General features: G+C 66.7%; 24 protein-coding genes and 2 tRNA genes. 18 read left to right on the top strand and 8 right to left on the bottom strand.

All coding sequences use genetic code 11. From position 1 onward, the window contains the following. The first annotated feature begins 9 nt into the window (after positions 1-9). The 5 genes from KV697_RS03365 to KV697_RS03345 all read left to right on the top strand — a co-directional run bounded on the left by KV697_RS03365 (position 10) and on the right by KV697_RS03345 (position 5,712). Positions 10-1,560, top strand: coding sequence for a hypothetical protein (locus tag KV697_RS03365; RefSeq protein ID WP_219020104.1), 1,551 nt, complete (start codon positions 10-12; stop codon positions 1,558-1,560). A gap of 41 nt (positions 1,561-1,601) precedes the next feature. Continuing rightward, positions 1,602-2,438, top strand: a complete 837-nt coding sequence (locus KV697_RS03360; protein ID WP_219020103.1) for a 4-(cytidine 5'-diphospho)-2-C-methyl-D-erythritol kinase — start codon at positions 1,602-1,604, stop codon at positions 2,436-2,438. Between the two features lie 93 nt (positions 2,439-2,531). Then, positions 2,532-3,605, top strand: coding sequence for a recombinase RecA (gene recA / locus KV697_RS03355; RefSeq protein WP_042482753.1), 1,074 nt, complete (start codon positions 2,532-2,534; stop codon positions 3,603-3,605). An 80-nt stretch (positions 3,606-3,685) separates the two neighbouring features. Continuing rightward, positions 3,686-4,504 carry a class I SAM-dependent methyltransferase gene (locus KV697_RS03350; RefSeq protein WP_257575585.1) on the top strand — a complete coding sequence of 273 codons (819 nt, stop codon included), beginning with the start codon at positions 3,686-3,688 and terminating at the stop codon, positions 4,502-4,504. A 581-nt stretch (positions 4,505-5,085) separates the two neighbouring features. Further along, positions 5,086-5,712 carry a glutathione S-transferase family protein gene (locus KV697_RS03345; RefSeq protein ID WP_219020101.1) on the top strand — a complete coding sequence of 209 codons (627 nt, stop codon included), beginning with the start codon at positions 5,086-5,088 and terminating at the stop codon, positions 5,710-5,712. A 17-nt stretch (positions 5,713-5,729) separates the two neighbouring features. Here KV697_RS03345 and KV697_RS03340 read toward each other — a convergent pair whose 3' ends face one another. After that, complete coding sequence (locus KV697_RS03340) at positions 5,730-7,061, bottom strand: dicarboxylate/amino acid:cation symporter (RefSeq protein ID WP_219020100.1); 1,332 nt, start codon at positions 7,059-7,061, stop codon at positions 5,730-5,732. Positions 7,062-7,137: 76 nt separating this feature from the next. Here KV697_RS03340 and KV697_RS03335 point away from each other — a divergent pair, with 76 nt between their 5' ends. Genes KV697_RS03335 through KV697_RS03310 form a run of 7 tightly spaced genes read left to right on the top strand, consistent with a single transcriptional unit; the run spans position 7,138 to position 14,411 of the window. Beyond that, entirely contained in the window at positions 7,138-8,394 is a 1,257-nt protein-coding gene (locus KV697_RS03335) for a M24 family metallopeptidase (protein ID WP_219020099.1), read from the top strand. Continuing rightward, positions 8,391-8,657, top strand: coding sequence for a hypothetical protein (locus KV697_RS20260; RefSeq protein WP_306822680.1), 267 nt, complete (start codon positions 8,391-8,393; stop codon positions 8,655-8,657). The genes KV697_RS03335 and KV697_RS20260 overlap by 4 nt, the downstream gene beginning before the upstream one ends. 15 nt (positions 8,658-8,672) lie before the next feature. Beyond that, a complete protein-coding gene (locus KV697_RS20255; RefSeq protein WP_306822679.1) occupies positions 8,673-9,071 on the top strand; it encodes a phytanoyl-CoA dioxygenase in 399 nt (132 codons plus the stop codon). After that, positions 9,068-9,379 (top strand): hypothetical protein, encoded by a 312-nt coding sequence (locus KV697_RS03325; RefSeq protein ID WP_219020098.1) that lies wholly within the window; start codon positions 9,068-9,070, stop codon positions 9,377-9,379. The genes KV697_RS20255 and KV697_RS03325 overlap by 4 nt, the downstream gene beginning before the upstream one ends. Before the next feature lie 32 nt (positions 9,380-9,411). After that, the gene (gene alaS / locus KV697_RS03320) at positions 9,412-12,060 is read left to right on the top strand and encodes an alanine--tRNA ligase (protein WP_219020097.1); all 2,649 of its coding nucleotides are present in this window, start codon (positions 9,412-9,414) and stop codon (positions 12,058-12,060) included. A 27-nt stretch (positions 12,061-12,087) separates the two neighbouring features. Continuing rightward, a complete protein-coding gene (locus tag KV697_RS03315) occupies positions 12,088-12,966 on the top strand; it encodes a hypothetical protein (protein ID WP_219020096.1) in 879 nt (292 codons plus the stop codon). Further along, the gene (locus KV697_RS03310; protein WP_219020095.1) at positions 12,963-14,411 is read left to right on the top strand and encodes an MATE family efflux transporter; all 1,449 of its coding nucleotides are present in this window, start codon (positions 12,963-12,965) and stop codon (positions 14,409-14,411) included. Before KV697_RS03315 ends, KV697_RS03310 begins: the two co-directional genes overlap by 4 nt. A 135-nt stretch (positions 14,412-14,546) precedes the next feature. Here the strand turns inward: KV697_RS03310 and KV697_RS03305 are convergent, their stop codons facing one another. Then, positions 14,547-15,401 carry a diacylglycerol/lipid kinase family protein gene (locus KV697_RS03305; RefSeq protein WP_219021216.1) on the bottom strand — a complete coding sequence of 285 codons (855 nt, stop codon included), beginning with the start codon at positions 15,399-15,401 and terminating at the stop codon, positions 14,547-14,549. Positions 15,402-15,504: 103 nt separating this feature from the next. On the opposite strand from KV697_RS03305, the gene hemB reads away from it, so the two are divergent. Continuing rightward, entirely contained in the window at positions 15,505-16,497 is a 993-nt protein-coding gene (gene hemB, locus KV697_RS03300) for a porphobilinogen synthase (protein WP_219020094.1), read from the top strand. A gap of 11 nt (positions 16,498-16,508) precedes the next feature. After that, on the top strand, positions 16,509-18,713 hold the full coding sequence (locus KV697_RS03295) for a spermidine synthase (protein ID WP_257575584.1): 2,205 nt from the start codon (positions 16,509-16,511) through the stop codon (positions 18,711-18,713). A gap of 3 nt (positions 18,714-18,716) precedes the next feature. On the opposite strand, the gene KV697_RS03290 is transcribed toward KV697_RS03295, so the two are convergent. Further along, positions 18,717-19,259: a hypothetical protein gene (locus KV697_RS03290; RefSeq protein ID WP_219020092.1), complete on the bottom strand. Its 543-nt coding sequence runs from the start codon at positions 19,257-19,259 to the stop codon at positions 18,717-18,719. 142 nt (positions 19,260-19,401) lie between these two features. On the opposite strand from KV697_RS03290, the gene KV697_RS03285 reads away from it, so the two are divergent. Beyond that, a tRNA-Arg gene (locus KV697_RS03285) sits at positions 19,402-19,478 on the top strand. Positions 19,479-19,515: 37 nt separating this feature from the next. Continuing rightward, a tRNA-Arg gene (locus tag KV697_RS03280) sits at positions 19,516-19,592 on the top strand. Between the two features lie 63 nt (positions 19,593-19,655). Here KV697_RS03280 and KV697_RS03275 read toward each other — a convergent pair. From KV697_RS03275 to KV697_RS03265, 3 genes are all read right to left on the bottom strand, one after another. After that, the gene (locus KV697_RS03275; protein WP_219020091.1) at positions 19,656-20,672 is read right to left on the bottom strand and encodes an LLM class flavin-dependent oxidoreductase; all 1,017 of its coding nucleotides are present in this window, start codon (positions 20,670-20,672) and stop codon (positions 19,656-19,658) included. A 73-nt stretch (positions 20,673-20,745) separates the two neighbouring features. Then, on the bottom strand, positions 20,746-21,444 hold the full coding sequence (locus KV697_RS03270; RefSeq protein WP_219020090.1) for an anti-sigma factor family protein: 699 nt from the start codon (positions 21,442-21,444) through the stop codon (positions 20,746-20,748). After that, on the bottom strand, positions 21,441-21,932 hold the full coding sequence (locus KV697_RS03265) for an RNA polymerase sigma factor (protein ID WP_374011404.1): 492 nt from the start codon (positions 21,930-21,932) through the stop codon (positions 21,441-21,443). The genes KV697_RS03270 and KV697_RS03265 overlap by 4 nt, the downstream gene beginning before the upstream one ends. Positions 21,933-22,012: 80 nt before the next feature. Between KV697_RS03265 and KV697_RS03260 the strand changes: the two genes are divergently transcribed. Further along, entirely contained in the window at positions 22,013-23,293 is a 1,281-nt protein-coding gene (locus tag KV697_RS03260) for a S8 family serine peptidase (protein ID WP_257575583.1), read from the top strand. 70 nt (positions 23,294-23,363) lie between these two features. Beyond that, entirely contained in the window at positions 23,364-24,230 is an 867-nt protein-coding gene (locus KV697_RS03255) for a hypothetical protein (protein WP_219020088.1), read from the top strand. A gap of 52 nt (positions 24,231-24,282) precedes the next feature. On the opposite strand, the gene KV697_RS03250 is transcribed toward KV697_RS03255, so the two are convergent. Further along, the gene (locus KV697_RS03250) at positions 24,283-25,398 is read right to left on the bottom strand and encodes a glycoside hydrolase family 43 protein (RefSeq protein WP_257575582.1); all 1,116 of its coding nucleotides are present in this window, start codon (positions 25,396-25,398) and stop codon (positions 24,283-24,285) included. Between the two features lie 57 nt (positions 25,399-25,455). Further along, positions 25,456-26,532 (bottom strand): L-glyceraldehyde 3-phosphate reductase, encoded by a 1,077-nt coding sequence (mgrA, locus tag KV697_RS03245; protein WP_219020087.1) that lies wholly within the window; start codon positions 26,530-26,532, stop codon positions 25,456-25,458. Positions 26,533-26,568: the final 36 nt, after the last annotated feature.

Below are 26,568 nucleotides of genomic sequence, written 5' to 3'. Positions count from 1 at the left end.
ACCGGAGTGATGCTGGTCGGGGCCTGCTGGTCCGCGCCTGCGCTGGCGGCAGTCGAGATACCCCGCTCGCCGCTCTCGGCCTATCTGGCGGCGCGGGTCGCAGCGTCGGAGGGGCGATCGGCGGCGGCCAGTGACGATTATGCCGTTGCGCTGGCCGGATGGCCCGACGACCCCGCCGTCGCGGTGCGCGCCTATCGCGAGGCGATGATCAGCGGCGACGTGCCGCTGGCGCTGAAAGCCGCGCGCGTCATGGAAGCGGAGAATGTCGCGCCGATCGACGTGGCGCTGCTCGATCTGGCGATCGCGGCGCGTAAGGGCGATCGGGCGGGCTATGACGCCGCGCTGAAGCGGATCGACGGCGGCGCTTTGCGCATCCTGTCGCCGACCTTGCGTGCCTGGGCGGCCTGGGACCGCAAGCAGCCGGTCGAACCGGGCCTGGAGAGTGCGGGCAAGGAACCGGTGGCCAAGCGGCTGGCCGACGAGCATCGCATCCTGCTGGCGCTCGCGAGCAAGCGGATCGATCCAGCCTCGGCCCGCGTCCTGCTCGAGACGATGCGCGCTGCCCCCGATACCCGGATCGCGGCGGCGGAGATGATCGCCGGGCGTGGCGACGAGGCCAATGCCCGCGCGCTGCTCAGTGATCCGCTGGTGTCGTCCGACCGCAAGGCGCTGGGGGCCAAGCCCGATCTCGGTTTCGGGGTGTCGCAACTGCTGGTGCGGATCGGCGGCGAGCTGGCGAGCGAGGGGCCGCGCCCGCTGGTCATCGCGCTGACCCGAACCGCGCTGATCGCCGACCCGGACAATGACCGCGCGCGGCTCATTATGGCCGAGGCCCTGTCGAAGGACGAGGCCTGGGACGCTGCGATCGCCGCCATCAAGGACGTGCGTCCGCGCGGCGCCTTTGCGCACCGCGCCGCGATCGTTCGCATCGGTCTGCTCGCCGCAGCCGATCGCAGCGGAGAAGCGCTGATGCTGGCGCAGGGTCTGGCGACCGCGAAGGACTCCGGCATCGACGATTGGCAGGTCTATGCCGACCAGTTGATCGCCGCCAAGCGTCCGGCCGACGCCGTGCCCTGGTATGAACGCGTCACCCGCGCCGACCCGGCGCTGCCCCGGGGGGCATGGCTGCAATATGGCGGGGCGCTGGATCAGGCGGGCCGCAAGGACGAGGCCGACGTGGCGCTGGCCAAGGCGGTCGAACTCGGTCCCGACGAACCGCTGGCGCTCAACTATCTGGGCTATGCGCGGATCGAGCGGGGCAAGGACGTTCCCGGCTCGCTCGCGCTCCTCGAAAAGGCGAGCAAGCTGGCGCCCGACGATGCCTCGATCACCGATTCGCTGGGTTGGGCCTATTTCAAGGCCGGGCAGACCAAGCGCGGCCTGCCGCTGGTCGAGCGCGCCGCCATGGCCGAACCCGCCAACGCTGAGATCAATGATCATCTTGGTGACATCTATTCGGCCCTCGGGCGGCATTACGAGGCGCGCTATGCCTGGCGGGCGGCGGCGCTGACGGCGGACGATAGCGAACAGGCGAGGTTGGCGGCGAAGATTGCGGGCTGACCCGCCTTGCCGTGTCGGGCGGCGCGACGCATGGGATGGGCATGACCGTTATCGTCGAAACCGCCCCGGCCAAGATCAACCTGGCGCTCCATGTCCGCCGCCGTCGCGATGACGGCTATCACGAGCTGGAGACGCTGTTCGCCTTTTGCCGCGATGGCGATGTCGTGACGGTGGAGCGGGCGGACAAACCCAGCCTCACGCTGACCGGCCCGTTCGCCAGCGTGCTGGCGGGCGAGTCGCAGGACGATAATCTCGTCATGCGCGCGGCGCGTGGTTTTGGCGCTCGGTTCGGGGTGAGCGCTGCCCATGCGATCACTCTCGACAAGCATCTGCCGGTCGCTTCGGGCATCGGCGGCGGATCGGCGGATGCGGCGGCGACGTTGCGGGCGTTGGCGCGCTTGCACGGCGTTGCGACCGACGATCCCGCATTGTTCAGGCTGGCGGCCGAACTGGGCGCGGATGTTCCGGCCTGCCTGCTCGGCCGGACCGCTCGCGGCGAAGGAAAAGGCGATGCGCTTCAGCCGCTCGAGCCGCTGGGGGAGAAACCCGTCTTGCTGGTCAATCCAGGGGTTGGCGTTTCGACGGCGGCGGTGTTCGGGCGGTGGGACGGTGTCGACTGGGGCGCGCTGGAGCAGGGTGACGCGATGGCGGTCGCGGCGGCGGGGCGCAACGACCTGGAGCCGCCCGCGCGCGCCATCGCGCCGCAGATCGATGCGGTGCTCGCGTTGCTTGCGCAGGCGCCGGGCGTGGAACTGGCGCGGATGTCGGGATCGGGGGCGACCTGCTTTGCGATTTTCGGCGATACCGGGACGCGCGATGCGGCGGCGCAAGCGGCGAGAGAACAGGGCTGGTGGGCGCTGCCGACTTTTTTGCGATAGGCTTTGTTCGCATCTTGTTCTCATAGAACAAAACACATACATTGCAGATGCGTTGAATGGACCACAAGGTTGGTCTAGCGAGGGAAGCATCTGATGGCCGCCAATCTGAAAGTGATCGAAACAGGCATGGCAACCGCAAACGCAGACCGGCAAAAGGCGCTGGACGCCGCACTCGCCCAGATCGACCGGGCATTCGGCAAGGGCTCGGCGATGAAGCTGGGCCAGAAGGAAGCGATGCAGGTCGAGGCGATCTCGACCGGCTCGCTCGGCCTCGACATCGCGCTCGGTGTCGGCGGCCTGCCGCGCGGCCGCGTGATCGAGGTCTATGGCCCTGAATCCTCGGGCAAGACCACGCTGGCGCTGCACGTCATCGCCGAGGCGCAGAAGATGGGCGGCACCGCTGCCTTTGTCGACGCCGAACACGCGCTCGACCCCGTCTATGCCAAGAAGCTGGGCGTCAATATCGACGAACTGATCGTGTCGCAGCCGGATACCGGCGAGCAGGCGCTGGAGATCACCGATACGCTGGTCCGTTCGAATGCGATCGACGTGCTGGTGGTCGACTCGGTGGCCGCCCTTGTACCGCGCGCGGAAATCGAGGGCGAGATGGGCGACAGCCATGTCGGCCTTCAGGCCCGTCTGATGTCGCAGTCGCTTCGCAAGCTGACCGGCTCCATCAGCCGTTCGCGCTGCATGGTGATCTTCATCAACCAGCTGCGCATGAAGATCGGCGTGATGTACGGCAACCCGGAGACGACGACGGGCGGCAACGCGCTGAAATTCTATGCCTCGGTCCGGCTCGACATCCGTCGCACCGGCGCGATCAAGGATCGCGAGGAAGTGACCGGCAACGCGACCCGTGTGAAGGTCGTGAAGAACAAGGTTGCACCGCCGTTCAAGCAGGTCGAATTCGACATCATGTACGGCGAAGGCATTTCCAAGATCGGCGAAATCCTCGACCTGGGCGTCAAGGCGGGTCTGGTCGAGAAGTCGGGCAGCTGGTTCTCCTACGACTCGGTCCGCATCGGGCAGGGGCGTGAGAATGCCAAGAATTACCTGCGCGACAATCCCGACATGGCCGATCGTCTGGAACGGGCGATCCGCCAGCGGACCGAAAAGGTCGCCGAGGAAATGATGACCGGCCCGGATGCCGAGGACGACATCTGACGACACACGGCCCGTCAGCAATGGCGGGCCGTTTTGTATCAAGGTGGCGTGATTGGACGAGGCGGGCAATGACGTGCGGAATGGATTGGCGCGGCCGCGTCGGAGATGTCTGGGCGGCGGAATGGCGTCGCACCGATCGCAGTCTGGCGGATATTTCTCGGCACCTCGATGCGGCGATCACCTCGGTCGCGCCGGAAACGGGCCATGCGCTGGACATCGGTAGCGGCGCGGGTGCGACGAGCCTGGCGTTACGGGCGGTCCGGCCGGGGCTGCGTGTGACGGGTGTCGACCTGTCGTCGGAGCTGGTGGCGGTGGCGCAACGGCGGGCAGTCGAGGATGCGGGTGATGCTCTGCGCTTCCGATGCGGCGATGCGCTGGCCGTGGCGGCTGACGAAGGACCACTCGATCTGTTGTGCTCGCGTCACGGCGTGATGTTCTTTCCCGATCCGGTGGTGGCTCTGGCCAGCTTGCGGCGGGCCGTGCGTGATGGGGCGCGGCTGGTCTTCTCCTGTTTTGCGGAGCGAGCCGCCAATGGTTTCGCGACGCTGGCCGACTCGGCGATCGGCCTCGCGCCGCCGCAGGACGAGGGCTATGCACCCGGTCCCTTCGCCTTTGCCGATATGGACCAGGTCGGGGCGTGGCTTACGGAAAGCGGATGGCACCCCGACAACGTCGCGCGCGTGCCCTTCGACTATATGGTGGGAGAAGGGGACAACCCGGTCGAGGACGCATTGTCCTTTCTGTCGCAAATCGGCCCCGCCGCGCGCGCGATGGCGCAGGCCGCCCCGCCGGAGCGCCAGCGCATCGAAGACGCCCTACGCATGGCTCTGGAGAAATACCGTGCGGGGAACCGGATCGCACTTCCCGCAACAGCATGGATTTGGCGGGCGACGACTTAGCGCCATCGACGTTCAGCCGTTCCTTTCCTCTGGGGTTTGATCCAGCCATGCTGAAGCACCACCCCGGCGGAAGCCGGGGTCCAGTTGTCAAGGCTTTATCATTGGAGCACGTTGGATCATCACGACCGTACCCCCAACTGGACCCCCGCCTCCACCGGGGTGGTAGGACATTAGTTCAGGTCAGGTGGATCAAACTCTAGGGGCTTCGTGTGCGAAACTCCCCTTTACCATCCCGGCGAAGGCCGGGATCCAGTTGCGGGGCCATCGTAAGTTACTCTAATCGCTTTCCAGCAGGATCCGGCCTCCGCCGGGGTGATGCATGGTCTCAGGCGACTTGCTAAGTTTCGCAGAGCAGGCCTTACAGGGATGTAACAGGCCCGATGGGGGCGTATCAAAAGATCGAACTGGCTAAATGATCGTCGGTTCAGAGCCTCTCCGGCCATGACGAGAGTATCGCTTCAGCGCTATCCAGTCCCCTGATCTCTCACAGTAAAACACGCTGCCCCCACACACGGACGGCAGCCACGCTGCACCCCGACCCGCGCCTGACGCGTTGTCGCGCCCGAATATGGGGAACAGCCATGACGATCATCGTCCATCATCTCGAAAACAGCCGGTCACAGCGCATTCTATGGATGCTTGAGGAACTCGGCCTGCCCTATGAGGTCAAGCGCTACAAACGCGACCCGAAGACCATGCTCGCTCCGCGCGAGCTGCGTGCCGTGCATCCGCTCGGCAAGTCGCCGGTGATCGAGGATGACGGGCTGGTGATCGCAGAGACGGGTGCGATCATCGAATATCTGGTCGGCAAGGGCGATGGCCGTCTTGGCCCGCCCGCGCACCGGGAGGCGATGCAGCGCTGGCGCTTCTGGCTGCATTATGCCGAAGGCTCGCTGATGCCGCCGCTGTTCGTCACGTTGGTGCTCAGTCGTATTCCGGTCATGGGCAAGGTGGCGATGAAGCGCTTCCAGCCGATGGTCGACCGGCATCTCGATTATGTCGAAAGCGAACTGGCGCGCTCGCCCTGGTTCGCGGGCGAGCAGATGACGGCGGCCGACATCATCATGAGCTTCCCGCTGGAGGCCGCGCGGTCCCGCGCCGGTCTGGACGAGCGCCGCCCCGCCACCATCGCCTGGTTGGAGCGTATCCATGCCCGCCCGGCCTATCAGGCGGCGCTCGCCAAGGGCGGACCCTATGCCTATGCGTGAGGCATAGGGTCCGACGGTCAATGCCCCCCGATCTGGCGGAAGCTGTCGGGGGCATCCTTCGGAGGCGTGCCCGAGGGAGCGTGGAGCGACGCCACATCCACCGGCTCGGGCGGATCGAGCGGACCTTCCCACTTGGCAATGACCGCACTCGCCACCGCATTGCCGATCACGTTGGTCGCCGAACGCCCCATGTCGAGGAAATGGTCGACCGCCAGGATGAGGAGCAACCCGGCCTCGGGAATGTTGAACATCGGCATGGTCGCCGCGATCACCACCAGCGAGGCGCGGGGCACGCCCGCAATCCCCTTCGACGTGACCATCAGGACCAGCAGCATCGTGATCTGCTGCCCGATCGATAGATCGATGCCGTACGCCTGCGCGATGAACAGCGACGCGAAGGTCATGTACATCATCGAGCCGTCGAGGTTGAACGAATAGCCCAGCGGCAGCACGAAGCTGGCGATGCGCGGCGGCACGCCGAACCGGTCCAGCCCCTCCAGAATGCGGGGATAGGCGGCCTCCGACGAAGCGGTCGAGAAGGCGAGGATCAGCGGCGCGCGGATATGCGCGATCAGGTCGCGAACGCGCGGGCCGATGAACAGCGCGGCGATGCCGAGCAGCACGCACCACAGCAGGATCAGGCCGAGATAGAAGCTGCCCATGAAGATGGCGAGCTTGCCGATCACCGACGGCCCCTGCTCGGTCAGCGTGCCCGCGACCGCGGCAAACACCGCGATCGGGGCGACGCGCATCACATAGTCCGTCACCTGCAACATCACCGCGACCAGCGCATCGACCGCGCGGACCAGCGGCGCGGCACGCTCGCCGACCGCGGTAATCGCGACGCCCAGGAACAGCGATCCGATGACGATCTGGAGCACTTCGTTGGTCGCCATCGCCTCGATCAGCGAGGCGGGGACGAGATGGGTGACGAACTTCTGCAGATCGAACCCGGCCTTCACCACCCCGCTATCGGCGGTGACGGCGGGCAGCGGCAGGTTCAGGCCGACGCCGGGCTGGAGCAGGTTGACAAGCAACATGCCCAGGCTGAGCGAGACGAGGCTGGCCGAGATGAACCAGGCGAGCGAGCGCACCCCGATCCGCCCCAGCGCCCTGGTATCGCCCATCTGTGCGATTCCCGACACCAGGGTCGCGAAGACCAACGGCGCGATGATCATCTTGATCAGGCGCAGGAACAGGCCGGTGACGATCGCGAAATAACTTGCGATCGTCTTGAGTTGCGCGGTCGCTTCCGCGCTGCCGTCATTCAGCGAGAGGTTGAGCGAGAGGCCCACGATCAGCCCCAGGACGAGGCCGATGAAGATGTACAAGGTCAGCCGCTTGGCCATGCATACCCCAAATTAAAATCCTCGGGCGAGCCAAGGGCATTGCGGCGCTCAGGTCAAGAATTCTATCGTACCCGTCATGCAGACCCTGTTGTCCCGCCGCGCGATGATCGCGGCCGCCGCCCTGCCGTTTCTCGTCCGGCCGGGCCTGCTGCGCGCGGCGGAACCGGACCTGTCGGCGCTGTCCGACATCACCGGCGGGGCGGTGCCGATCGGCCCGGAGGAACGCGCGCGGCGGCTTGCACGGGCGCAGGCTTTGATGAAGGCGAACGGGATCGGCGCGATCCTGATCGAGCCCGGCTCGACCATGGTCTATTTCACTGGTGTCCAATGGTGGCGCAGCGAGCGGCTGACCGCCGTGGTCATCCCGGTTGAGGGCCAGCCGTGCATCGTCACGCCGTTTTTCGAGGAGCCTTCGGTCCGTGAGACGCTGGCCGTGCCCGCCGAGGTGCGGGTGTGGCAGGAGGACGAGAACCCGCTGGCCGTCGTCGCGGGGTTCGTGCGCGACCGCAAACTGGCGAACCGCGCCGTCGGGGTCGAGGAGACGGCGCGCTTCTTCGCATTCGACGGCATGCGAAAGCTGTTGCCCGACATGCGACTGGTGTCGGCCAATCCGGTGGTGCGCGGATGCCGGATGGAGAAGAGCCCGGCCGAGATCGCGCTGATGCAATTGGCGACCGACGTAACTCTGGCGGCCTATCGCTGGGTCTACCCCCGCGTCGAGGCGGGCATGACCGGCGCGGAGGTCGGCGCGCTGATGAGCGCCGCAACCCGCAAACTCGGCGGCGCGCCGGAGTTCAGCATGGCGCTGATCGGCGAAGCCTCGGCCTATCCGCATGGCAGCAAGCAGGTGCACCGGGTTGCGGAAGGCCAGGTGGTGCTGATGGATTGCGGCTGCACGGTGCAGGGCTATCAGTCGGACGTATCGCGAAGCTGGGTGCACGGCCAGGCGAGCGCGGAGCAGCGCAAGGTCTGGGACACGGTGGCGAAGGGGCAGCAGGTCGCGCGCTCGGCAGCGCGGATCGGCGCGCCCGCGGGCAGCATCGACGATGCCGTGCGGCGTTTCTACGAAGGCCAGGGCTATGGTCCCGGCTATCGCTTGCCCGGCCTGTCGCATCGGACCGGGCACGGCATCGGCATGGATGGGCATGAGCCGGTCAATCTCGTGCATGGCGAAGCGACGCCGCTGGCCGCCGGCATGTGTTTCTCCAACGAGCCCGGGCTGTATCTGCCGGGCAAGTTCGGCATCCGGATCGAGGATTGTTTCCACATGACCGATAGCGGTCCGCTCTGGTTCTCGACGCCACCCAAGGGGATCGAGGCGCCGATCGGATGATCGCCGAGCTGGACTCGCGCGGCTATGCCCTGTGGCCCTCGCGGCTGGACGACGGAGGGTTGGTCGAGCTGGCGGCGCTGTTCGGCGACTGGCCCGACGGTCGTCCGGGATGGCGGATCGATCCGGCCCGCGCCGCCAGATTGTCCGCCGTGGACCGGCTCTGCACCGCGATGAAGCCGGTCGTCGGCGAAGGCGTGCGGCCGGTCCGCGCGATCCTGTTCGACAAGCAGGACGATGCGAACTGGGCATTGGGGTGGCATTAGGACCGAACCATCGAGGTGGTCGAGCGACGCGAGGTTGCAGGGTTCGGACCATGGACCGTTAAGCAGGGGCGCGTCCACGTCGCGCCGCCGGTGTCGGCGCTGGAGCGCATGGTCACGGTCCGCCTCCTTCTCGATCCCGTCGATGCGGACAATGCGCCGCTGTTGGTCGCACCGGGATCGCCCCGGCTGGGCCTGATCGCCGAGGATGCGATTGAGGGCGTCGTCGGTCAGCTGGGCGAGGCGGTTTGCCTGGCCGAGGCGGGCGAGGTTCGGCTGTACCGCACGCTGATCCTTCACGCCTCGGCCCGCGCCGGACCGGGGCGGCACCGGCGGGTCTTGCAGATCGATCTCTCGGCGGATGACTTACCGGGTGGTTTGCGCTGGGGCACGGACGGGCAGGGGAGACTATCATGACCATCGATCTCGTGATTGAACTGCTGGTTGGCTTTGCCAACGGCCTGCTGAATGCCGTCATCATCTGTGGGCTGGCCTATTGGCTCCTTGGCCGTGTTTTCGGCGTGACCGAGCCGCGATTGCCCGCCATTCTGTTCGCCCTGGGCCTGACGCTGGGGCGGTTCGAACATGCCGCCGACATGGTCGGGCATCCCGTCGGCCGGTTGGTTGGCGATGGCCTGGGGTTCGTCCTGATCCGGTATCTCTGGTGGCGTCGTCCCGCTGCTCACGACGATGCGACGGAACGAGCCGAACGCGCGGGCGCTTGAGCGCGCGCGAAACCTCGCCTAAGCCCGCGCTTATGACCTCGACCAACGACATCCGCCGCGGCTTTCTCGACTATTTCGGAAGCGAAGGGCACCAGATCGTGCCCTCCGCGCCGCTCGTGCCGCAGAACGACCCGACGCTGATGTTCGTGAATGCGGGCATGGTGCCGTTCAAGAACGTGTTCACCGGCCTGGAATCGCGCCCCTATTCCACCGCGACCAGCTCGCAGAAGTGCGTACGCGCGGGCGGCAAGCATAACGATCTCGACAATGTCGGCTATACCGCGCGCCACCATACCTTCTTTGAAATGCTCGGCAATTTCTCGTTCGGCGACTATTTTAAGGAACAGGCGATCACCCATGCCTGGACCCTGCTGACCAAGATCTGGGGCATCAATCCGGAGAAGCTGACCGCCACCGTCTATCACACCGATGACGAGGCGTTCGACCTGTGGAAGAAGATCGCAGGCCTGCCCGAGCACAAGATCATCCGCATCCCGACCAAGGACAATTTCTGGGCGATGGGCGAGAATGGGCCGTGCGGTCCGTGCTCCGAAATCTTCTACGATCACGGCGACCATATCTATGGCGGTCCTCCCGGCAGCCCGGAGGAGGATGGCGACCGATTCGTCGAGATCTGGAACCTGGTCTTCATGCAGTTCGAGCAGGAAGCCAATGAGATCGTCGGCGAACTGCCCAAGAAGTCGATCGACACGGGCATGGGGCTGGAGCGGATCGCCGCCGTCCTTCAGGGCGTGCACGACAATTACGACACCGACACCTTCAAGGCGCTGATCGCCGCCTCGTGCGAACTGACCCATACCAAGGCGGAGGACGGCCAGAAGGCGTCGCACCGGGTCATCGCCGACCATCTGCGCTCGGCCGGGTTCCTGGTCGCGGACGGGGTGCTGCCTGCCAATGAGGGGCGCGGCTATGTGCTTCGTCGCATCATGCGCCGCGCGATGCGGCATGCGCATCTGCTGGGCGCCAAGGAGCCGTTGATGCACCGGCTGGTCCCGGCGCTGGTCGCCGAGATGGGTGCGGCCTATCCCGAGCTGGTCCGTGCGCAGCCGCTGATCGAAGCGACCCTCCGCCAAGAAGAAACCCGCTTCCGCCAGACGCTCGACAAGGGCCTGAAGCTGCTCGATGAGGCGACGGCGGGCATGGCACCCGGCGCGACGCTGGCAGGTGAGACGGCGTTCAAGCTCTATGACACCTATGGCTTCCCCTATGACCTGACCGAAGACGCGCTGCGCGCGCAGAACCTGTCGGTCGACCGCGCAGGCTTCGACGCCGCCATGGCCGAGCAGAAGCGCGCTGCACGCGCCGCCTGGAAGGGCTCGGGCGCGAAGGCGTCGGACGATGTGTGGTTCGACATCGCGGAAGAGACGGGCTCGACCGAATTCCTCGGCTATGCCTCCGACACCGGCGAGGGCGAAGTGCTCGCGCTGGTCAAGGACGGGGCGCGGGTCGACAGCGCTGCCGCTGGCGATACGGTATCGGTCATCGTCAACCAGACGCCCTTTTATGGCGAGAGCGGCGGCCAGGTCGGCGACAGCGGCACCATCTCCAGCGATACGGGTCTGAAGGCGGTCGTCACCGACACCTCCAAGCAGCTCGGCCGCGTGTTCGTGCACAATGCCGAGATCCAGGAAGGCGGCATCAAGGTCGGCGACAGCGTCAAGCTGGCCATCGACACCGCGCGCCGCGCCGCGATCCGCGCCAACCATTCGGCGACGCACCTGTTGCATGAGGCGCTGCGTCAGCGGCTGGGCACCCATGTCGCGCAGAAGGGGTCGATGGTCGCCCCCGAACGCCTGCGCTTCGACTTCTCGCAGCCGGTCGGCATGACTGCCGACGACATTGCCGAGGTCGAGACGAAGGTGAACGAGCAGGTGCGCGGCAACGGCTCGGTCGTCACTCGTCTGATGACGCCGGACGAAGCGATCGAAATGGGCGCGATGGCGCTGTTCGGCGAGAAATATGGCGACGAGGTGCGCGTCGTGTCGATGGGTGAGGATGCCGACGGCACCTACTCCCTCGAACTCTGCGGCGGCACCCATGTGAATGCGCTGGGCGAGATCGGCGTGTTCAAGATCGTGTCGGAAGGCGCGGTGTCGAGCGGCGTGCGCCGTGTCGAGGCGCTGACCGGTGAGGGCGCACGCGCCTATCTGTCGCACCGTGACGACATGCTGAAGGCCGCCGCCGCGACGCTCAAGACTACCCCCGACGAAGTGCCCGCGCGCATCGCCGCGCTGGTCGAGGATCGTCGCCGTCTGGAGCGCGAACTGGCCGAGGCGAAGAAGGCGCTCGCCATGGGCGGCGGGGCCGGTGGTGCGGCGGCCGGGCCGGAGCAGATCGGCGACGTGGCGTTCATCGGCCAGGTGCTCGACGGCTTCGAGGCCAAGGGGCTGCGCGGCGCGGTGGACGATGCCAAGCAGCGTCTGGGCGGATCGGGCGTGGCGGTGATGGTCGCGGTCAATGACGGCCGCGCCTCGGTCGCGGTCGGCGTCACGGACGATCTGACGGCCAAGCACAATGCGGTCGAACTGCTGCGCAAGGCGGTGGCGGCGCTGGGCGGGCAGGGCGGCGGTGGTCGTCCCGACATGGCTCAGGGCGGCGGCCCCGACGGCACCAAGGGCGCCGAAGCGCTCCAGGCGGTACGGGACGCGCTGGCGGGCTGATCTTATCGACGAAAAAGGGGGCGAGCGATGCGAGGAACGGTTGTTACGGCTTTGGCATTGCTCGCGTCTTTCGGCGTCGGTCAGGCCGCGTCGGCGCAGGCGGGGGCCTCTTCTCCGTCCGACCCGATCGTGGTCACGGCGCGCCCGCTGCCCCCCAAGCGGGAGACGCTTCGCTGGTTCCGCGGAATCTCCGGCTATCCCGATGGCAACGAGCCGCTCTCCCGCATGACACAGCCGCTTTGCATCGGCGGTGTCGGCCTGCCCCGTGACACGATTCTCGGGATCGCCGACCGGATCATGGGCAATGCGGTCCGCCTGGGGATCAGCCTCGGCGGTGAGAAATGCCGCCCCAATGTGCTGGTCCTGTTCGTCGACAACGGGGCCGATCAGGTGAAGTGGCTGGCAGATCATCGACCCGGCATTTTCGGTCGCCTGCAATCCGCCGACGTCACTGCGATGATCCGCGACAAGGGACCGGTCCATGTCTGGCACATGACCGCCATCACCAGCCGGGACGGCGATCAGATCATGCAGTTCGGCAACGAGCTGCCGACGCTCACCATCCCCAGCGCCAGCCGCATCAACCTGCCGATCAAGTCGCAGATCGCCGCCGCCGTCCTGCTGATCGATCGCAACGCGGTGTTGGGCAAGTCGATCAACCAGATCGGCGACTATGCCTCGATGCGCCTGCTGGCCGAGGTCCGCCCAAGGAAGAACGAGGCCGTGTCGAGCATCCTGTCGCTGTTCGATCCGGAGGGCGGTGCGCCCGAGGCTTTGACGCCGTTCGACTGGGGCTATCTGCGTGGGCTGTACGCCGGGCAGGGTAACAAGCCGCCCGCATTTCAATTTGCGGACATGGCGAAGTTCGCCGACGAGGAGATCATGAGCAAGGCGGCCAAGCCATGAAGGCTCCAAATGGCCGTCGTGATCTCACTGCCGGTCCGATCGGAAAGACGCTGTTGCTGTTCGCGCTGCCGACCCTGGGGTCGAGCGTGCTGCAATCGCTTAACGGGTCGATCAACGCGATCTGGATCGGCCAGTTTCTGGGCGAGCGGGCGCTGGCGGCGACGACCAACGCCAATATCATCATGTTCCTGCTGGTTGCCGCGACCTTCGGCTTTGGCATGGCGGCGACCATTCTGATCGGTCAGGCGATGGGACGGCGCGACGTGGAGGCGGTGCGCCGGGTTCTGGGATCGGCACTGGGGCTGTTCGCGGTGATTTCGACCGCGACCGTCGGCGTCGGCTGGCTGGCGGCGCCCGCGATCCTGCGCGCGCTGGCGACCCCGGCCGAGGTGTTTCCGCTTGCGCTGGCCTATCTGCGGGTGATCTTCGCCGCGATGCCGCCGGGATTTGTCTCAGTGCTGCTGACCATGGCGCTGCGCGGGGTGGGCGACTCGATCACGCCGTTGAAGTTCATGGCGTTGGGTTCGGTCCTCGACGTAGCGTTGAACCCGCTCTTCATCCTAGGGCTGGGACCTGTCCCTGCGCTGGGGATCGAGGGGTCGGCGATCGCGACGCTGATTGCCAATACCGGCTCGCTGCTGGCGCTTGTCACCTATCTCTATGCCAAGGATCTGGTCATCCGGCTGCGGGGGGCGGAGTGGCGCTATCTGTTCCCCACTGCCGAGTTGCTCAAGACCATCGTGGTGAAGGGCTTTCCGATGGGCCTCCAGATGCTGGTCGTCTCCACCTCGGCGCTGGCGATGATGGGGCTGGTCAACCGGCACGGTACCTCGACCACGGCGGCGTACGGCGCGGCGAACCAGCTTTGGACCTATATCCAGATGCCCGCCATGGCGGTCGGCGCGGCGGTCAGCGCGATGGCGGCGCAGAATATCGGTGCCGGACAGTGGGACCGGGTCGACCGGATCACCCGTGCCGGTCTGCGCATGAACCTGTTGCTGACCGGCGTGCTGGTGCTGGCGGTGACGCTGCTCGACCGGCATGTGCTGTGGCTGTTCCTGGGGAACGAAGCGGGGGCGATCGACATTGCGGCCAAGATCAACCTGATCGGCGGGTGGAGCTTCATGCTGTTCGGCGTGTCGATGGTGTTGGCGGCGACGGTACGTGCGAACGGCGCGGTGGTGGGGCCGCTGGTGATCCTAGCGATCTCGATGTTTCCGGTGCGCTTCGGCCTCGCCAATCTCTTGGAGCCGAGCCTGGGCGCGGATGCCATCTGGTGGAGCTTTCCGGCGGGATCGCTCGCCTCGATGCTGATGACGATCGGCTATTACCGGCATGGCGGCTGGCGCAAGGGGCGGATGGCCCCGGCGGCGGGTAAGGAGGAATGCGAGGAACAGGCGCTGGCCGAGGGGCAGCCGACGAACAAGGCGATGCCGGTCGGGTAGGTGCGGTTGAGCGTGGCCGAGCCGCCCGACGCCTGACTACCCTCACCCTTCCGGCACTGTGCGCCTCCCTCCCTCTCCCGGTGGGAGAGGGAAGGGGCCCGCCCGCTGCAAGCGGGTGGGAAGGGTGAGGGCGGTCTAGGCGGGCGCGATGACCTCAATGATCCCCGGTGCAATTCGCGCGGTTACCGGCGTCCGCGCCAAAACCTCGCCGTCGATCGAGATGGGCAGCGGCGGAATGGTGGTCAGCTTGATCTCGCGCCCCCGGAAGTCACGGACCTTTTCCTTGCGATAGTCGCTGCGCAGGATGCTGGCCGCCCAGTTGACGATCAGGCGGCGCTTCACATGGCCACACACCGCTTGGACGACGATCTCACCGGAGTCGACCGCGGCTGCGTCCACCAGCTCGGTGCCGCCATGATAGGGGCCGTTGGAGATGCGGACTTCTACCACGCGCAGCCGTTCGCGCTTGCCGTCCTGCTCGACGATCAGCGTGAAGGGGCGGAAGCGCAGGAACTGATAGGCAGCCCAGGCCAGATAGCCCAGCCGTCCGCCCACGCGCTTCAGCCCGTGCGGGACCGTCTCGGCGATCTTGGGGCTGATCCCCATCGCGGCGCAATTGGCGTAATAGTCCTTGTCGATCATACCCAGGTCGATGCGGCGCGGACGACCGTTGCGGATGACGTCCACCGCCCCCTCGACGGTCAGCGGGATGCCGAGAGATCGGGCAAAGCTGTTCGCGGTGCCGAGCGGCAGGACGCCCAGCATTACGTCATGCCCGACCATCAGATCGACCAGCCCGCTGATCGTGCCGTCGCCGCCGCCCAGGATCAACAGGTCGGGCTTGGCCGCCAGCAGCTCGCGGACGGTCGGCTCCAGATCCTTCGGGTCCTCCACTGCGCGGGCGTCGACCGGAAAGGGAAGGTCGGACATCGCCGCACAGGCCTGCTGAAACAAAGCCTGTCCGCGCCGCGATTTGGCGTTCACCACCATCGCTGCCGATCGAATTACTCGCACCCGTTAATTCCTTTCGCCCCCGGAACGCTTTGCACGCAACGCTTGGCAAGCGCGGTACGATCCCGCAAAAGCCCTTTTGATGACCGCATCTTATCCAGCACTTCGCCTTCGTCGTACTCGCGCCTCGCAGTGGAGCCGTCGACTCCATGCCGAAACGGTGCTGACCCCGGCCGATTTGATCTGGCCGCTGTTCGTGACCGAGGGGCAGGGTGTAGAGGAACCGATCGCCAGCCTGCCCGGCGTGTCGCGCTGGTCGCTGGACGGCATCGTTGCGCGCGCCAAGGAAGCCGCCGATCTGGGTATTCCCTGTCTGGCGCTGTTCCCCAACACGCCCTCGCACCTGCGCACCGATGACGGGCGCGAGGCGATGAACCCCGACAATCTGATGTGCCGGGCGATCCGCGCGATCAAGGATGCGGTGCCGGACATCGGCGTGCTGACCGATGTGGCGCTCGATCCCTATACGACGCACGGCCATGACGGGCTGGTCGATGCGGCGGGTTATGTCGTGAACGACGACACCGCTGATGCACTGGTCGAGCAGGCGCTGACCCAGGCGCGAGCCGGGTCGGACGTGATCGCACCGTCGGACATGATGGACGGCCGTATCGGCATGATCCGCGCCGCGCTGGAGGCCGAGGGGTTCGTCAACGTCCAGATCATGGCCTATGCCGCCAAGTACGCCAGCGCCTTCTACGGGCCGTTCCGCGACGCGGTGAACACGCGCGGGCTGCTGAAGGGCGACAAGCGCACCTATCAGATGGACCACGCCAATGCCGAGGAGGCGCTGCGCGAGGTCGCGCTCGACCTTGCCGAGGGCGCGGACAGCGTGATGGTGAAGCCGGGCCTGCCCTATCTCGATATCATCCGCCGGGTGAAGGACGAGTTCCGCGTGCCGACCTTCGCCTATCAGGTGTCGGGGGAGTATGCGATGATCGAGACGGCGGTCGCGGCGGGCGCGGCGGACCGCGACGCGATGGTGCTGGAGACGCTGATGGCGTTCAAGCGCGCCGGATGCTCGGGCGTGCTGACCTATCATGCTGCCCATGCCGCGCGATTGCTGAACGCCTGACCTCCATTCCCGTGACACGCCGTATCCCCGACCTGGCGGCGCGCGCGCTGTTCGTGGCGACGATCCTGACCGGATCGTTCCTGCTGTTCCTGGTCCAGCCGCTGGTCGCGCGTATGGCGCTTCCCCGGCTGGGTGGCGCGCCCGCCGTCTGGAACTCGGCGATGTTCGTCTATCAGGCGCTGCTGCTGGGCGGCTATGCCTATGCCCATGCGCTCGGGCGGTGGCGGCCCAAAGTGCAGGCGGGGGTGCATATCCTGGTGCTGGCGGCGGCGGCGCTGTGGCTGCCGATCGGGTTGATGGCGGTGGATCTGCCGCCCGATGCCGAACCGGCGCTGTGGGTGCCATGGCTCCTCGGCCTGTCCATCGGACCGCTCTTCTTCGCGGTGTCCGCGCAGGCGCCGCTGATCCAGCGCTGGTTCGCGCTCGCCCAGCCGGGGCGTAACCCTTACGCCCTTTATGCGGCGTCCAACCTAGGCAGTTTTGCCGGGCTGATCGCCTATCCGCTGCTGGTCGAACCGGCGATGACGCTTCACGGTCAGAGCCGGTTGTGGAGCCTGGGCTATGGCCTGCTCGGGCTGCTGGTCGTGGGGTGTGCGACGCGGCTACCGGCGTCGAGCGATCCCACAGCCGATCCTGCACCCAGTTCGGCCGCGCCGGGCTGGCGGCGGATCGGCTATTGGGTGGCGCTGGCGGCGGTGCCCTCGGGGCTGGTGCTGGCGACTTCGACCTACATCACGACCGACATCGTCGCGATGCCGCTGCTCTGGGTGTTGCCGCTGGGGCTGTATCTGGCGAGCTTCATCATCGCCTTCGCCACCCGGCGGGGTGCGGCAGATACGCTGACCCGGATCGCGCCGGTGACACTGCTGCTGTTCGGCGGGGTCATCATGGGCGGCTATCCGGAGCGGCCCTATTCCAACGTCGCCGTCGCGCTGCTGCTGTTGTTCATGGTGTCGGTGGCGCTGCACACCGCCATGTACCGCGCGCGGCCTGCGGTGGATCGGCTGACCGGCTTTTATTTGTGGATGGCGGTCGGCGGCGCGCTGGGTGGGGTGTTCGCAGGTATACTGGCGCCGGTGCTGTTCGACTGGACGTACGAGTATCCGCTGCTGATCCTGGCGGCGGGCATGCTGATCCCTCAGCAATTCATCCTGCCGGTGATCCGCGACCTGTGGTGGCGGCATCCCCGCGCGATGCTGGTCGCGCTGGCGGTGGTGATCGGGCTGCTCCTCGACCTGCGGCTGGTCGGGCCTGCGGCGTGGTTCGGCGAGGAGCGGCAGGGGACAGTGTTCTTGGTCATCGCCGCGCTGGGTTTCCTGACCATCGGGGCGCGAGCCGGTTTCGTGCTGCTGCTGGCGGGTGCGCTCGTGCTGTTCGGCGGCTATCGTGCGCTGTCGCTGTCGATGGAGCGTGACGCGCGGATGCGCAGTTATTTCGGTGTCTACACGGTTCGCGACGGCGCGGGTTATCGCGAACTGGACCATGGCTCGACGGTCCACGGCATCCAGCTTCGCGGTTCGGCGGCGCGCGAGCGGACGCCGACCACCTATTACGCGCCCTATTCCGGCGTCGGCCGGGCGATGCGCGCCGCGCCGATGCTGTACGGACCATCCGCGCGGATCGGTGTGGTCGGGCTGGGGACGGGGACGCTCGCCTGCTACGCACAGCCGGGCCAAAGCTGGCGCTTCTACGAGATCGATCCGGTCATCGTCCGCATTGCGCGCGATACCGGCCAGTTCAGCTATCTGCGCCGCTGCCAGCCTGATCCGCTCATTCGCATCGGCGACGCGCGCATCCGCCTCGCCGCCGAAGCCCCCGCCAGTCTCGACCTGCTGGCGCTTGATGCCTTTTCGTCGGACGCGGTTCCGGCGCATCTGCTGACCCGCGAGGCGTTCGCGACCTATGCCCGTGTCCTGTCCCCGCGCGGGTTGCTGTTGGTCCATATCTCCAACCGCTTCGTCGATTTGGAGCCGCTGGTCGCCGCCGCCGCGCGCGAAGGGGGCTGGGCGATTTCGCGGATGAGCTATGTGCCGACCGATCGGGATCGCGAGGCGCAGGCCTCCGCCTCGGTCTGGCTGGCGCTGTCGCGGGACGCGCGTGTGCTCAAGACACTGGAGGCGCAGGGCGGTGACTGGACCCCGGCGGTGGCGCCGCCGGGTCTCGCCGCCTGGACCGATGATTATTCCAGCATCCTGCCCTTTATCCGCCAATTCTGAGCATCAGGCGGCGGGCAGGCTGTCGTTGATCGCCTTGATCTGCGCCGCCTGCCGCGCGACTGCTGCCGACGCCCGCTCACGCAAGCCGGTCAGCGTCGGATAGTCCGGCTCCAGCGCGGTGGCCCGCTGGATCGCGCGATCATCCGCTTCGGTCAGCAAGGACGATGTCCGTGCGCGGATTTCGTCCAGCGTCGCCAGTTCGGTCTGCGCGGTCAGCCATGCCTCGCTGCCGACCGCCGCCCCGCGCGCCTTGGCGGCGTCGGTGCGGGCCTGGTCATGCGCCTTGGTGAATTCCTGCTCGATCCCCGTCAGGCGGCGGGTCAGGTCGGCGATCTGCGCATCGAGCGTGGGGTCGGGACGCAGCACGACCGGCTTGGCGGCGGGTTCGGCAAAGCCCTGCTTCTCGACCGGCCGGACCGCCAGCGACGGGTAAGGTGTCGTATCGCGATCCCGCGCACAGCCCGCCAGGCTCAGCCCGACAAGCAGGACACAGGCGCGCACGATATGGGCAGGCCGGGCGAACGGGGCGGGGCGATAGGATGTCATCGCGATCTTCCTAGCCGTAACAGGGGGCCTGCACCAAATACCGCAAACCACCCTCCGGGTCCGACCTGACAAAAAATGTGGATAACCTTTGCAAAGGGGTTGCCAAGATTCGGAAGCGCTTCTATCAGCCCACCTCCACAGCGCGCCCGTAGCTCAGCTGGATAGAGCATCAGACTACGAATCTGAGGGTCGGACGTTCGAATCGTTCCGGGCGCGCCAGTGGATCAAAATCAGGTCTCGATAAGAGGCCCTGTGCGCGCCCGTAGCTCAGCTGGATAGAGCATCAGACTACGAATCTGAGGGTCGGACGTTCGAATCGTTCCGGGCGCGCCATTTCTTCCACATCACCGGCAGCATGGGCTTCGGCCCCGACCATGGCCGGGGCCTGTCCCGTCGTCAGCGCCAGCCGAGCGTGGGCGCGATGTGGCGCATGATGTTTTCGATGACATGCGCATTGTAATCGACGCCCAGCTGATTGGGCACGGTCAGCAGCAGCGTGTCGGCCGCCGCGATCGCTTCGTCGGCGCGCAGCTGTTCGATCAGCTTTTCCGGCTCGGCGGCATAGGAGCGGCCGAAGACGGCGCGCATATTGTCGATGATCCCGACCTGATCCTGACTGTCGTCGCGGCCAAAATAGGCGCGGTCCTGATCGGTGGTCAGCGCGAAGATCGAGCGTGAGACGGAGACGCGCGGTGCACGGTCATGCCCCGCCGCCGCCCATGCCTCGCGATAGGCGCGAATCTGCTTGGCCTGCTGGACATGGAAAGGTTCGCCGCTCTCGTCGGCCTTCAGGGTCGAGCTTTGCAGGTTCATGCCCTGCTTGGCGGCCCAGATCGCCGTGGCGTCGGAGGCGGATCCCCACCAGATACGCTCGCGCAGCCCCGCCGAATGCGGCTCCAGCCGGAGCAGGCCCGGCGGGTTGGGGAACATCGGGCGGGGATTGGGCTTGGCGAAGCCCTGGCCCTTCAGCAGGTGCAGGAACACTTCGGCATGGCGGCGGCCCATATCGGCGTCCGTCTCCCCCTGTGCGGGGCCATAGCCGAAATGGCGCCAGCCATCGATCACCTGTTCGGGCGAGCCCCGGCTGATTCCGAGTTGCAGGCGCCCGCCGCTGATCAGGTCGGCCGATCCGGCATCTTCGACCATGTAGAACGGATTTTCGTAGCGCATGTCGATCACGCCGGTCCCGATCTCGATCCGGCTGGTCCGCGCTCCGACGGCGGCGAGGAGCGGAAAGGGCGAAGCAAGCTGCTGCGCGAAGTGATGGACCCGGTAATAGGCCCCGTCCGCGCCCAGCTCTTCGGCGGCGACGGCAAGGTCGATCGACTGGAGCAGCACGTCCTGCGCCGAGCGCGTGGCGGACTGGGGCGAGGGCGACCAATGGCCGAAGGAGAGGAAACCGATCTTTTTCATGAGGACAAGATAGGGCGGTTGCGCGTTCGGTCCACCGGGCGTGATGGAAACGATCGCTTTCCGAAATCACCGGTCAGCGCGTGCGCCAGTGACCCGCAATCGCTTTTTTCTCGCCTGCCGCATCCAGCGGCATGTCCGCCATCATGTCCTGCGCCGCCGCCATCAGTTCGGCATCCGACGATCCCGCCTGGACATAGCCGCCGCCTGCATCGGGCGCGCTGCCCGGCATGGTCCGGCGCAGCGACCAGCCCTTCGGATCGCGGCAGGCGATGCCGTCCGCCTCCGCCGACTGAAAGACACGACAAAAGCCGTTGTCCTGCGCGCGGAAGCTGACCGCGATGCGTACCGGCCCCTTCGCGCCACTCGCCTGATCGTCGAGCGCCCTGGCGAGCGAACCGGCGGCGTAAAGGCCGTGGTCGGTGGCTGTGACAGGTCCTTCCTGCTGTACGCCGCGCCCGACCAGAACGCCGACGACAAGACACGCGGCCATCGCCGCCGCCGAACGCCAGGCGGCCGAGACTCGAGGCGCGCGGGGCAGGCGCTTCGGCATCTGCACCACATTGCTGGTCAGCATCGCGGCGAGCCGGTCGGGCACGGGATCGGCGGCGATCGGCGCATAGGCGGCGGCCAGCTTCGCCTTCAGGTGACGATGACGCGCGACCTGTTCGGCCAGGGCGGGATCGGCGGCGATGGCGCGCTCGACGCGCTTGGTCGTCAGCGGATCGAGTGCGCCATCGGCATAGGCCATCAGCATTTCGGGTTCGATCGTCATGCCGCTTCTCCCAGCCGCGCCATCAGCGCCTGTCGCCCACGCACTAGGCGCGAGGTCAGGGTGCCCATCGGAATATCCAGTATCTCGGCGGCTTCCTTATAGGCGAGGCCCTCCACCAGCACGAGCGCCACCGCCTCGCGCTGTTCGTCGGGCAGAGTGCGCATGGCGGCGTCCACCTCGTTCAGGGCCACCCGCGCCTCGGCATTGCCCGCGCCGCCGACACCCAGCCCCGCCTCTTCGGCGACGAAGGTCTCCGCCGCGCGCGACCGGGCGCGGGCGGTGTCGATCCAGGCATTGCGCATGATCCGGTACATCCAGCTATCCAATCGTGTCCCTGCCTGCCACGAGCCGCGCGCCAACAGCGCTTTCTCGATCGTGACCTGGCACAGATCGTCCGCATCCGCCCCGTCATGGGTGAGCGATCGCGCGAACCGCCGCAGTCGCGGAAGCAGCGCCAACAACTCGTTCTCGAAAGCGGCCAAACCTATTTCCTTGTTGCAGGGATGAAACGGATGAGGTTCATCGTTTAATCCATGTCAGCATGAATTTTGACAATGGATGAACGGCGATGAAGCGGACGACCCGCTATCTGGCAGTATCGATGGCGGCGGCGGGGCTCGCGCTTGGCGTGACGGCGGGGCGGGCGCAACTCGTGCCCTCGCTGCCCGGAATGCCTTCGCTTCCCGGCGGGTTTCCCTCGGTCGGGCGAGGGATTTCGTCGCTCGCCGACCCTGTCATCGACCGGGTGGACGCCGCGTCGCGCGCGACCGTGCAGCAGCTGGAACAGGTCCGCCGCGCGACCTTCGCGCAACTGGTCCGCGATCACCCGGACGCCATCGCGCTGGACCCGATGGGATTTCCGGCGCGCGCGGGCGAGGTGGTGGTTGATGCCCCCAGCGATGCGTTGTTGGCGACGGTCGGGCGGCTGGGCTTTACGGTGATCGAGCGCGACGATGTGCTGGGCGTCGGCTTCGTCCGGCTGCGCGTGCCGCCGGGCCAGTCGTTGAAGACCGCACTGGGCATTCTTCAGAAGCTGGGCGGAGAGGTGAGCGCGGATCAGCTTCACCTGCCGAGTGGCGCGGGGACACCGGCCGTCCCGACGGCGGCGCAAGGCGGCACGGCACGCGGCACCATGGTCGGCGTGATCGACGGCGGTGCCGAGGGCGCGGCGGTGACCAAGGGGTTCGCCACGGGGGCCCCGCGCGCCAATGACCATGGCACGGCGGTCGCCTCGCTGATTGCGGGGGGCAACGATATCCGGGGCTCGCTGCCCGGTGCGCGGATCGCCTCGGCCGATGTTTATGGCAGCGATCCGGCGGGCGGCAACGCGACCGCCATCGCCAAGGCGCTGGGCTGGCTGGTCGAACAGCGCGTGTCGGTGGCGACGATCAGCCTGGTCGGCCCCGCCAACCCGCTGCTCGCGCGTGTCGTCGCGGCGGCGCAGAAGCGGGGCCTCATCATCGTCGCGGCGGTCGGCAATAACGGCCCTGCCGCGCCGCCTGCCTATCCCGCCTCCTATCCCGGCGTCATCGCCGTGACTGGCGTCGACGGACGCGGGCGTCCGCTGATCGAGGCGGGGCGGGCGAGCCATGTCGATTATGCCGCACCGGGCGCGGACATGCTCGCCACCGGGGTCGGGGGGCGGCGTTTCAAGGTACGCGGAACGTCCTTCGCCGCGCCTTTTGTCGCCGGTCGGGTGGCGGCCGCCTATCCCTCGCTCGATCCCGCTCGCATCCGGGCCGCACTGGCCGAAGTCGATGCCGAAGCGAAAAAAATTGGGCGTAAGGGCGAAGAAAAATTCATCGGCCGTGGAATGGTTTGCGCTGATTGCCGTACCCCGGTGCAGTAAATCGCGAATTTTTTCGGGATTAAATTGCGGGGGTACTTCGTTGTCTCTCCAGAAGTTAAGGAGAACGATGATGAAGAACCTTCTTTCCGGCACCGCGATCCTTGCTGCGGCGCTTGTTGCGATGCCTGCTTCGGCCCAGCTGCTTGGTGGCGGTGGTGGCCTGGTCGGTGGCGGCGGGCTGGGCGGTCAGCTCGGCGGCGTCACCGGTGGTCTGACCGGCGGTGCGAACGGTACGTTGAGCGGCGCGAGCCAGACCGGTCGTACCGCCACCGAGGCGGCGACCCGGACGCGCGGTTCGGTCCGTGGCGATCGTGCTGTAGACCTGCGCCGTGGCCGCGTGGCGGCTTCGGGTGAAGCGACCGGCGGCTCGACGCTGGACAGCGCGACGCGGGTCGGCAACCAGTCGGGCGGGGCCAATGGCTCGGCCTCGGGTACGGTCGGCGGCGGTGTGGATGCCCAGCTGGTCGGCACCGATGCGGTGCGCGATGTCGCGGGGCGCGGCGTGAATACCGTCGGCAACGTCGCCGGGCGGGCGCGTGACACCGCCGGAGCGGTCGGCAACCGGGCGCGGGGCACCGTCTCCAACCTGATTAATCGCGCCGCCAATGCGGGTGGCAGCGTGGCAGGCTCGGGTTCGGGCGCCGCATCGGCCTCGGGTGGCAACGGTTCGCTGGCGGGCAATCTGGCGCTGGCCGGTAGCGGCGCGGCGCGGGGCGGGGCCTTCCCAGTCAACACCGGCATGGTCGTCAACGATGCGCAGGGCCGGGCGATCGGCGCGGTGCAGTCGGTCCGCTCCAATGCGCAGGGCGCGGTCGAGCGGGTGCTGGTGAAGGTGGGTGCCAAGGTCGCCAACCTGCCCGCCGCCAACTTTTCCGGCTCGGGCAATGTCTTGGTCTCGGCCATGGGCCAGGGCGATGTGAGCAACGCGGCCAAGTAACGGCTGACCGAGGAATGCGCCCGACCTGCCATGGTCGGGCGCATTTTCGCGTTTAACGGGCGGCGAAATAGCGTTCCAGTCGCATGGCTTCGGCCGGGCTGATCGCGATAACCGCGCCGTGCTTGGGCTTGGTGAAGTTGGTCGCCTTCATCGGCGATCCGGGCTCGTTGAAGCGGCCGATATTCCGATAGGTTACGAAGTCGGTCGTTTCGGAAAAGCCCATATTGTTCGGCTTGATACCGAACACATCGTACATCAGCACATAGGTATTGGTGCCGCTCCGCCGCCACAGGGTCGGCGCCTCCGACGCGGCGGTTTCGGGATCGACCTTGCGCAGGTCCTTGGTCCAGCCGCTGTTGATCCGGGACGATTCCGAGTGGCGGATATTGCCTGGCGCCTGATGCGCGACATAGAACATGTGATATTTGCCGCCGACCTTGGTGATGTCGGCATCGATCACGTTCACCTTGGGATCGGGATAGTCGAACAGCTTCTTCGGCTCTTCGGTCAGCGTGGTGAAATCCTTGTCCGCATAGGAATAGACCAGATAATTTGGTCCGTTGCCATCGCGGGTGGTGAAGTAGACCATCAGCGCCTTTCGCTGCGGATCATAGATCGTCTCGGGCGCCCACATATTGCCCGCGTCGCGATAGCGCGGGAACAGTGCCGACGGCGTGACCCGCGACTGGGTCCAGTGGATCAGGTCATAGGACTTCATGAAGATCATGTTGCGGTTGTTGCCCCAGCCATATTGGGGATCGGGCCGCTCCCACTCGGTATCGCGCAGCCCCTCGCGCTTGGCGAAAATATGGAGGTCGGTCATCGACATGTAGAAGCCGCCATCCGGTCCACGCATGATATGCGGATCGCGAATGCCCTTCTGCTCGGCCACGTCCCGCCCGAGCATGACCGGCTGCCCGCCATTGACGTCGGTAAAGCTGTAGCCGTCGCGTGAGGTCGCGAAGTGCAGCGAATGATCCTCGTCAGTGAAGAAGGTCATCAGATAGGCCGTCCGCGCATCACGCGGCGCGGGCGGCTTGGGCAGGCTGCCCTTCGCGACAATCTCCAGATGGCGAGGCGCGTTGGCGGGGGCCTGCCCGCTGGCGTGGATGGCGGTGGTAGCCAGAAGCGCGCCGATAACGGCGCAGGTATGGATCAACGTCTTCACGAAACCTCTCCCTTTTTCGGGAGAGGTTAGGTCAACTGTCCGACAAATACCAGGAGGTCAGGCCGGAACACCCTGAGCCGACGGCAGCTCTACGATGTCGGAGGATTCGGCCCAGAGGTTGATGCCGCCATCCTCCGCCGCCTGATCGATCGCGGCCAGTTCTTGCGGGGTGAAGTCCAACCGCGCAACGGCATCCAGCGAATCGTCCAACTGTTCGACCGTCCGCGCGCCGATCAGCGCCGAGGTGACACGCGGATCGCGCAAGACCCAGGCGATGGCCATCTGCGCCAACGTCTGCCCGCGTGCCTGTGCGATGTCGTTGAGCGTCCGGATCGCGGCCAGGTTCTGCTCGGTCAGCAGCGACTGCGACAGCGACCCGCCCCGGCTGGCGCGCGCGTCCTGCGGCACGCCGTCCAGATATTTGCCGGTCAGCATCCCCTGCGCCAGCGGCGAAAAGGCGATGCAGCCCGTGCCCAGTTCCTCCAGCGTCGCGAGCAGGTCGCGTTCGATCCAGCGGTTCAGGATCGAATAGCTCGGCTGGTGGATGAACAGCGGCACCTTCTCCTCCGCCAGGATCTCCGCCGCGCGCCGCGTCAGCCCCGCGTCATAGGAGGAGATGCCGACATAGAGCGCCTTGCCCTGCCGATGGAGCTGAACCAGTGCGCCCATCGTTTCTTCCAGCGGCGTCGTGGGATCGACACGGTGCGAATAGAAGATGTCGACATAATCGACGCCCATCCGCTTCAGGCTCTGGTCGCAACTGGCGATCAGGTACTTCCTCGACGAACCGATGTCGCCGTAAGGCCCCGGCCACATGTCCCAGCCCGCCTTGGTCGACAGGATCAGTTCGTCGCGGTGGCCGGCAAAGTCGCTCGCCATCACCCGCCCGAAATTCTCCTCGGCCGAGCCGTAAGGCGGCCCGTAATTGTTCGCTAGGTCGAAATGGGTGACGCCCCGGTCAAATGCCCGGCGCAGGATCGCGCGACCCGTCTCGAACACGTCGGTCCCGCCGAAATTCTGCCACAGCCCCAGGCTGATCGCGGGCAGCTTGAGCCCGCTGCGTCCGGTCCGGCGATAGGGCATCCGGCCGTCATAGCGCGCAGGGTCGGCGGTATAGGGATCGGGGAAAGCCATGACGAATATCCTCTCTGTTCGGTGCGGGGCTCTACG

Origin of the sequence: Sphingomonas sanguinis, assembly GCF_019297835.1 — a bacterium.
Classification (GTDB): domain Bacteria; phylum Pseudomonadota; class Alphaproteobacteria; order Sphingomonadales; family Sphingomonadaceae; genus Sphingomonas; species Sphingomonas sanguinis_D.
Note: the sequence above shows the minus strand (reverse complement) of the source record. Positions and strands in the feature narration are given on the sequence as shown.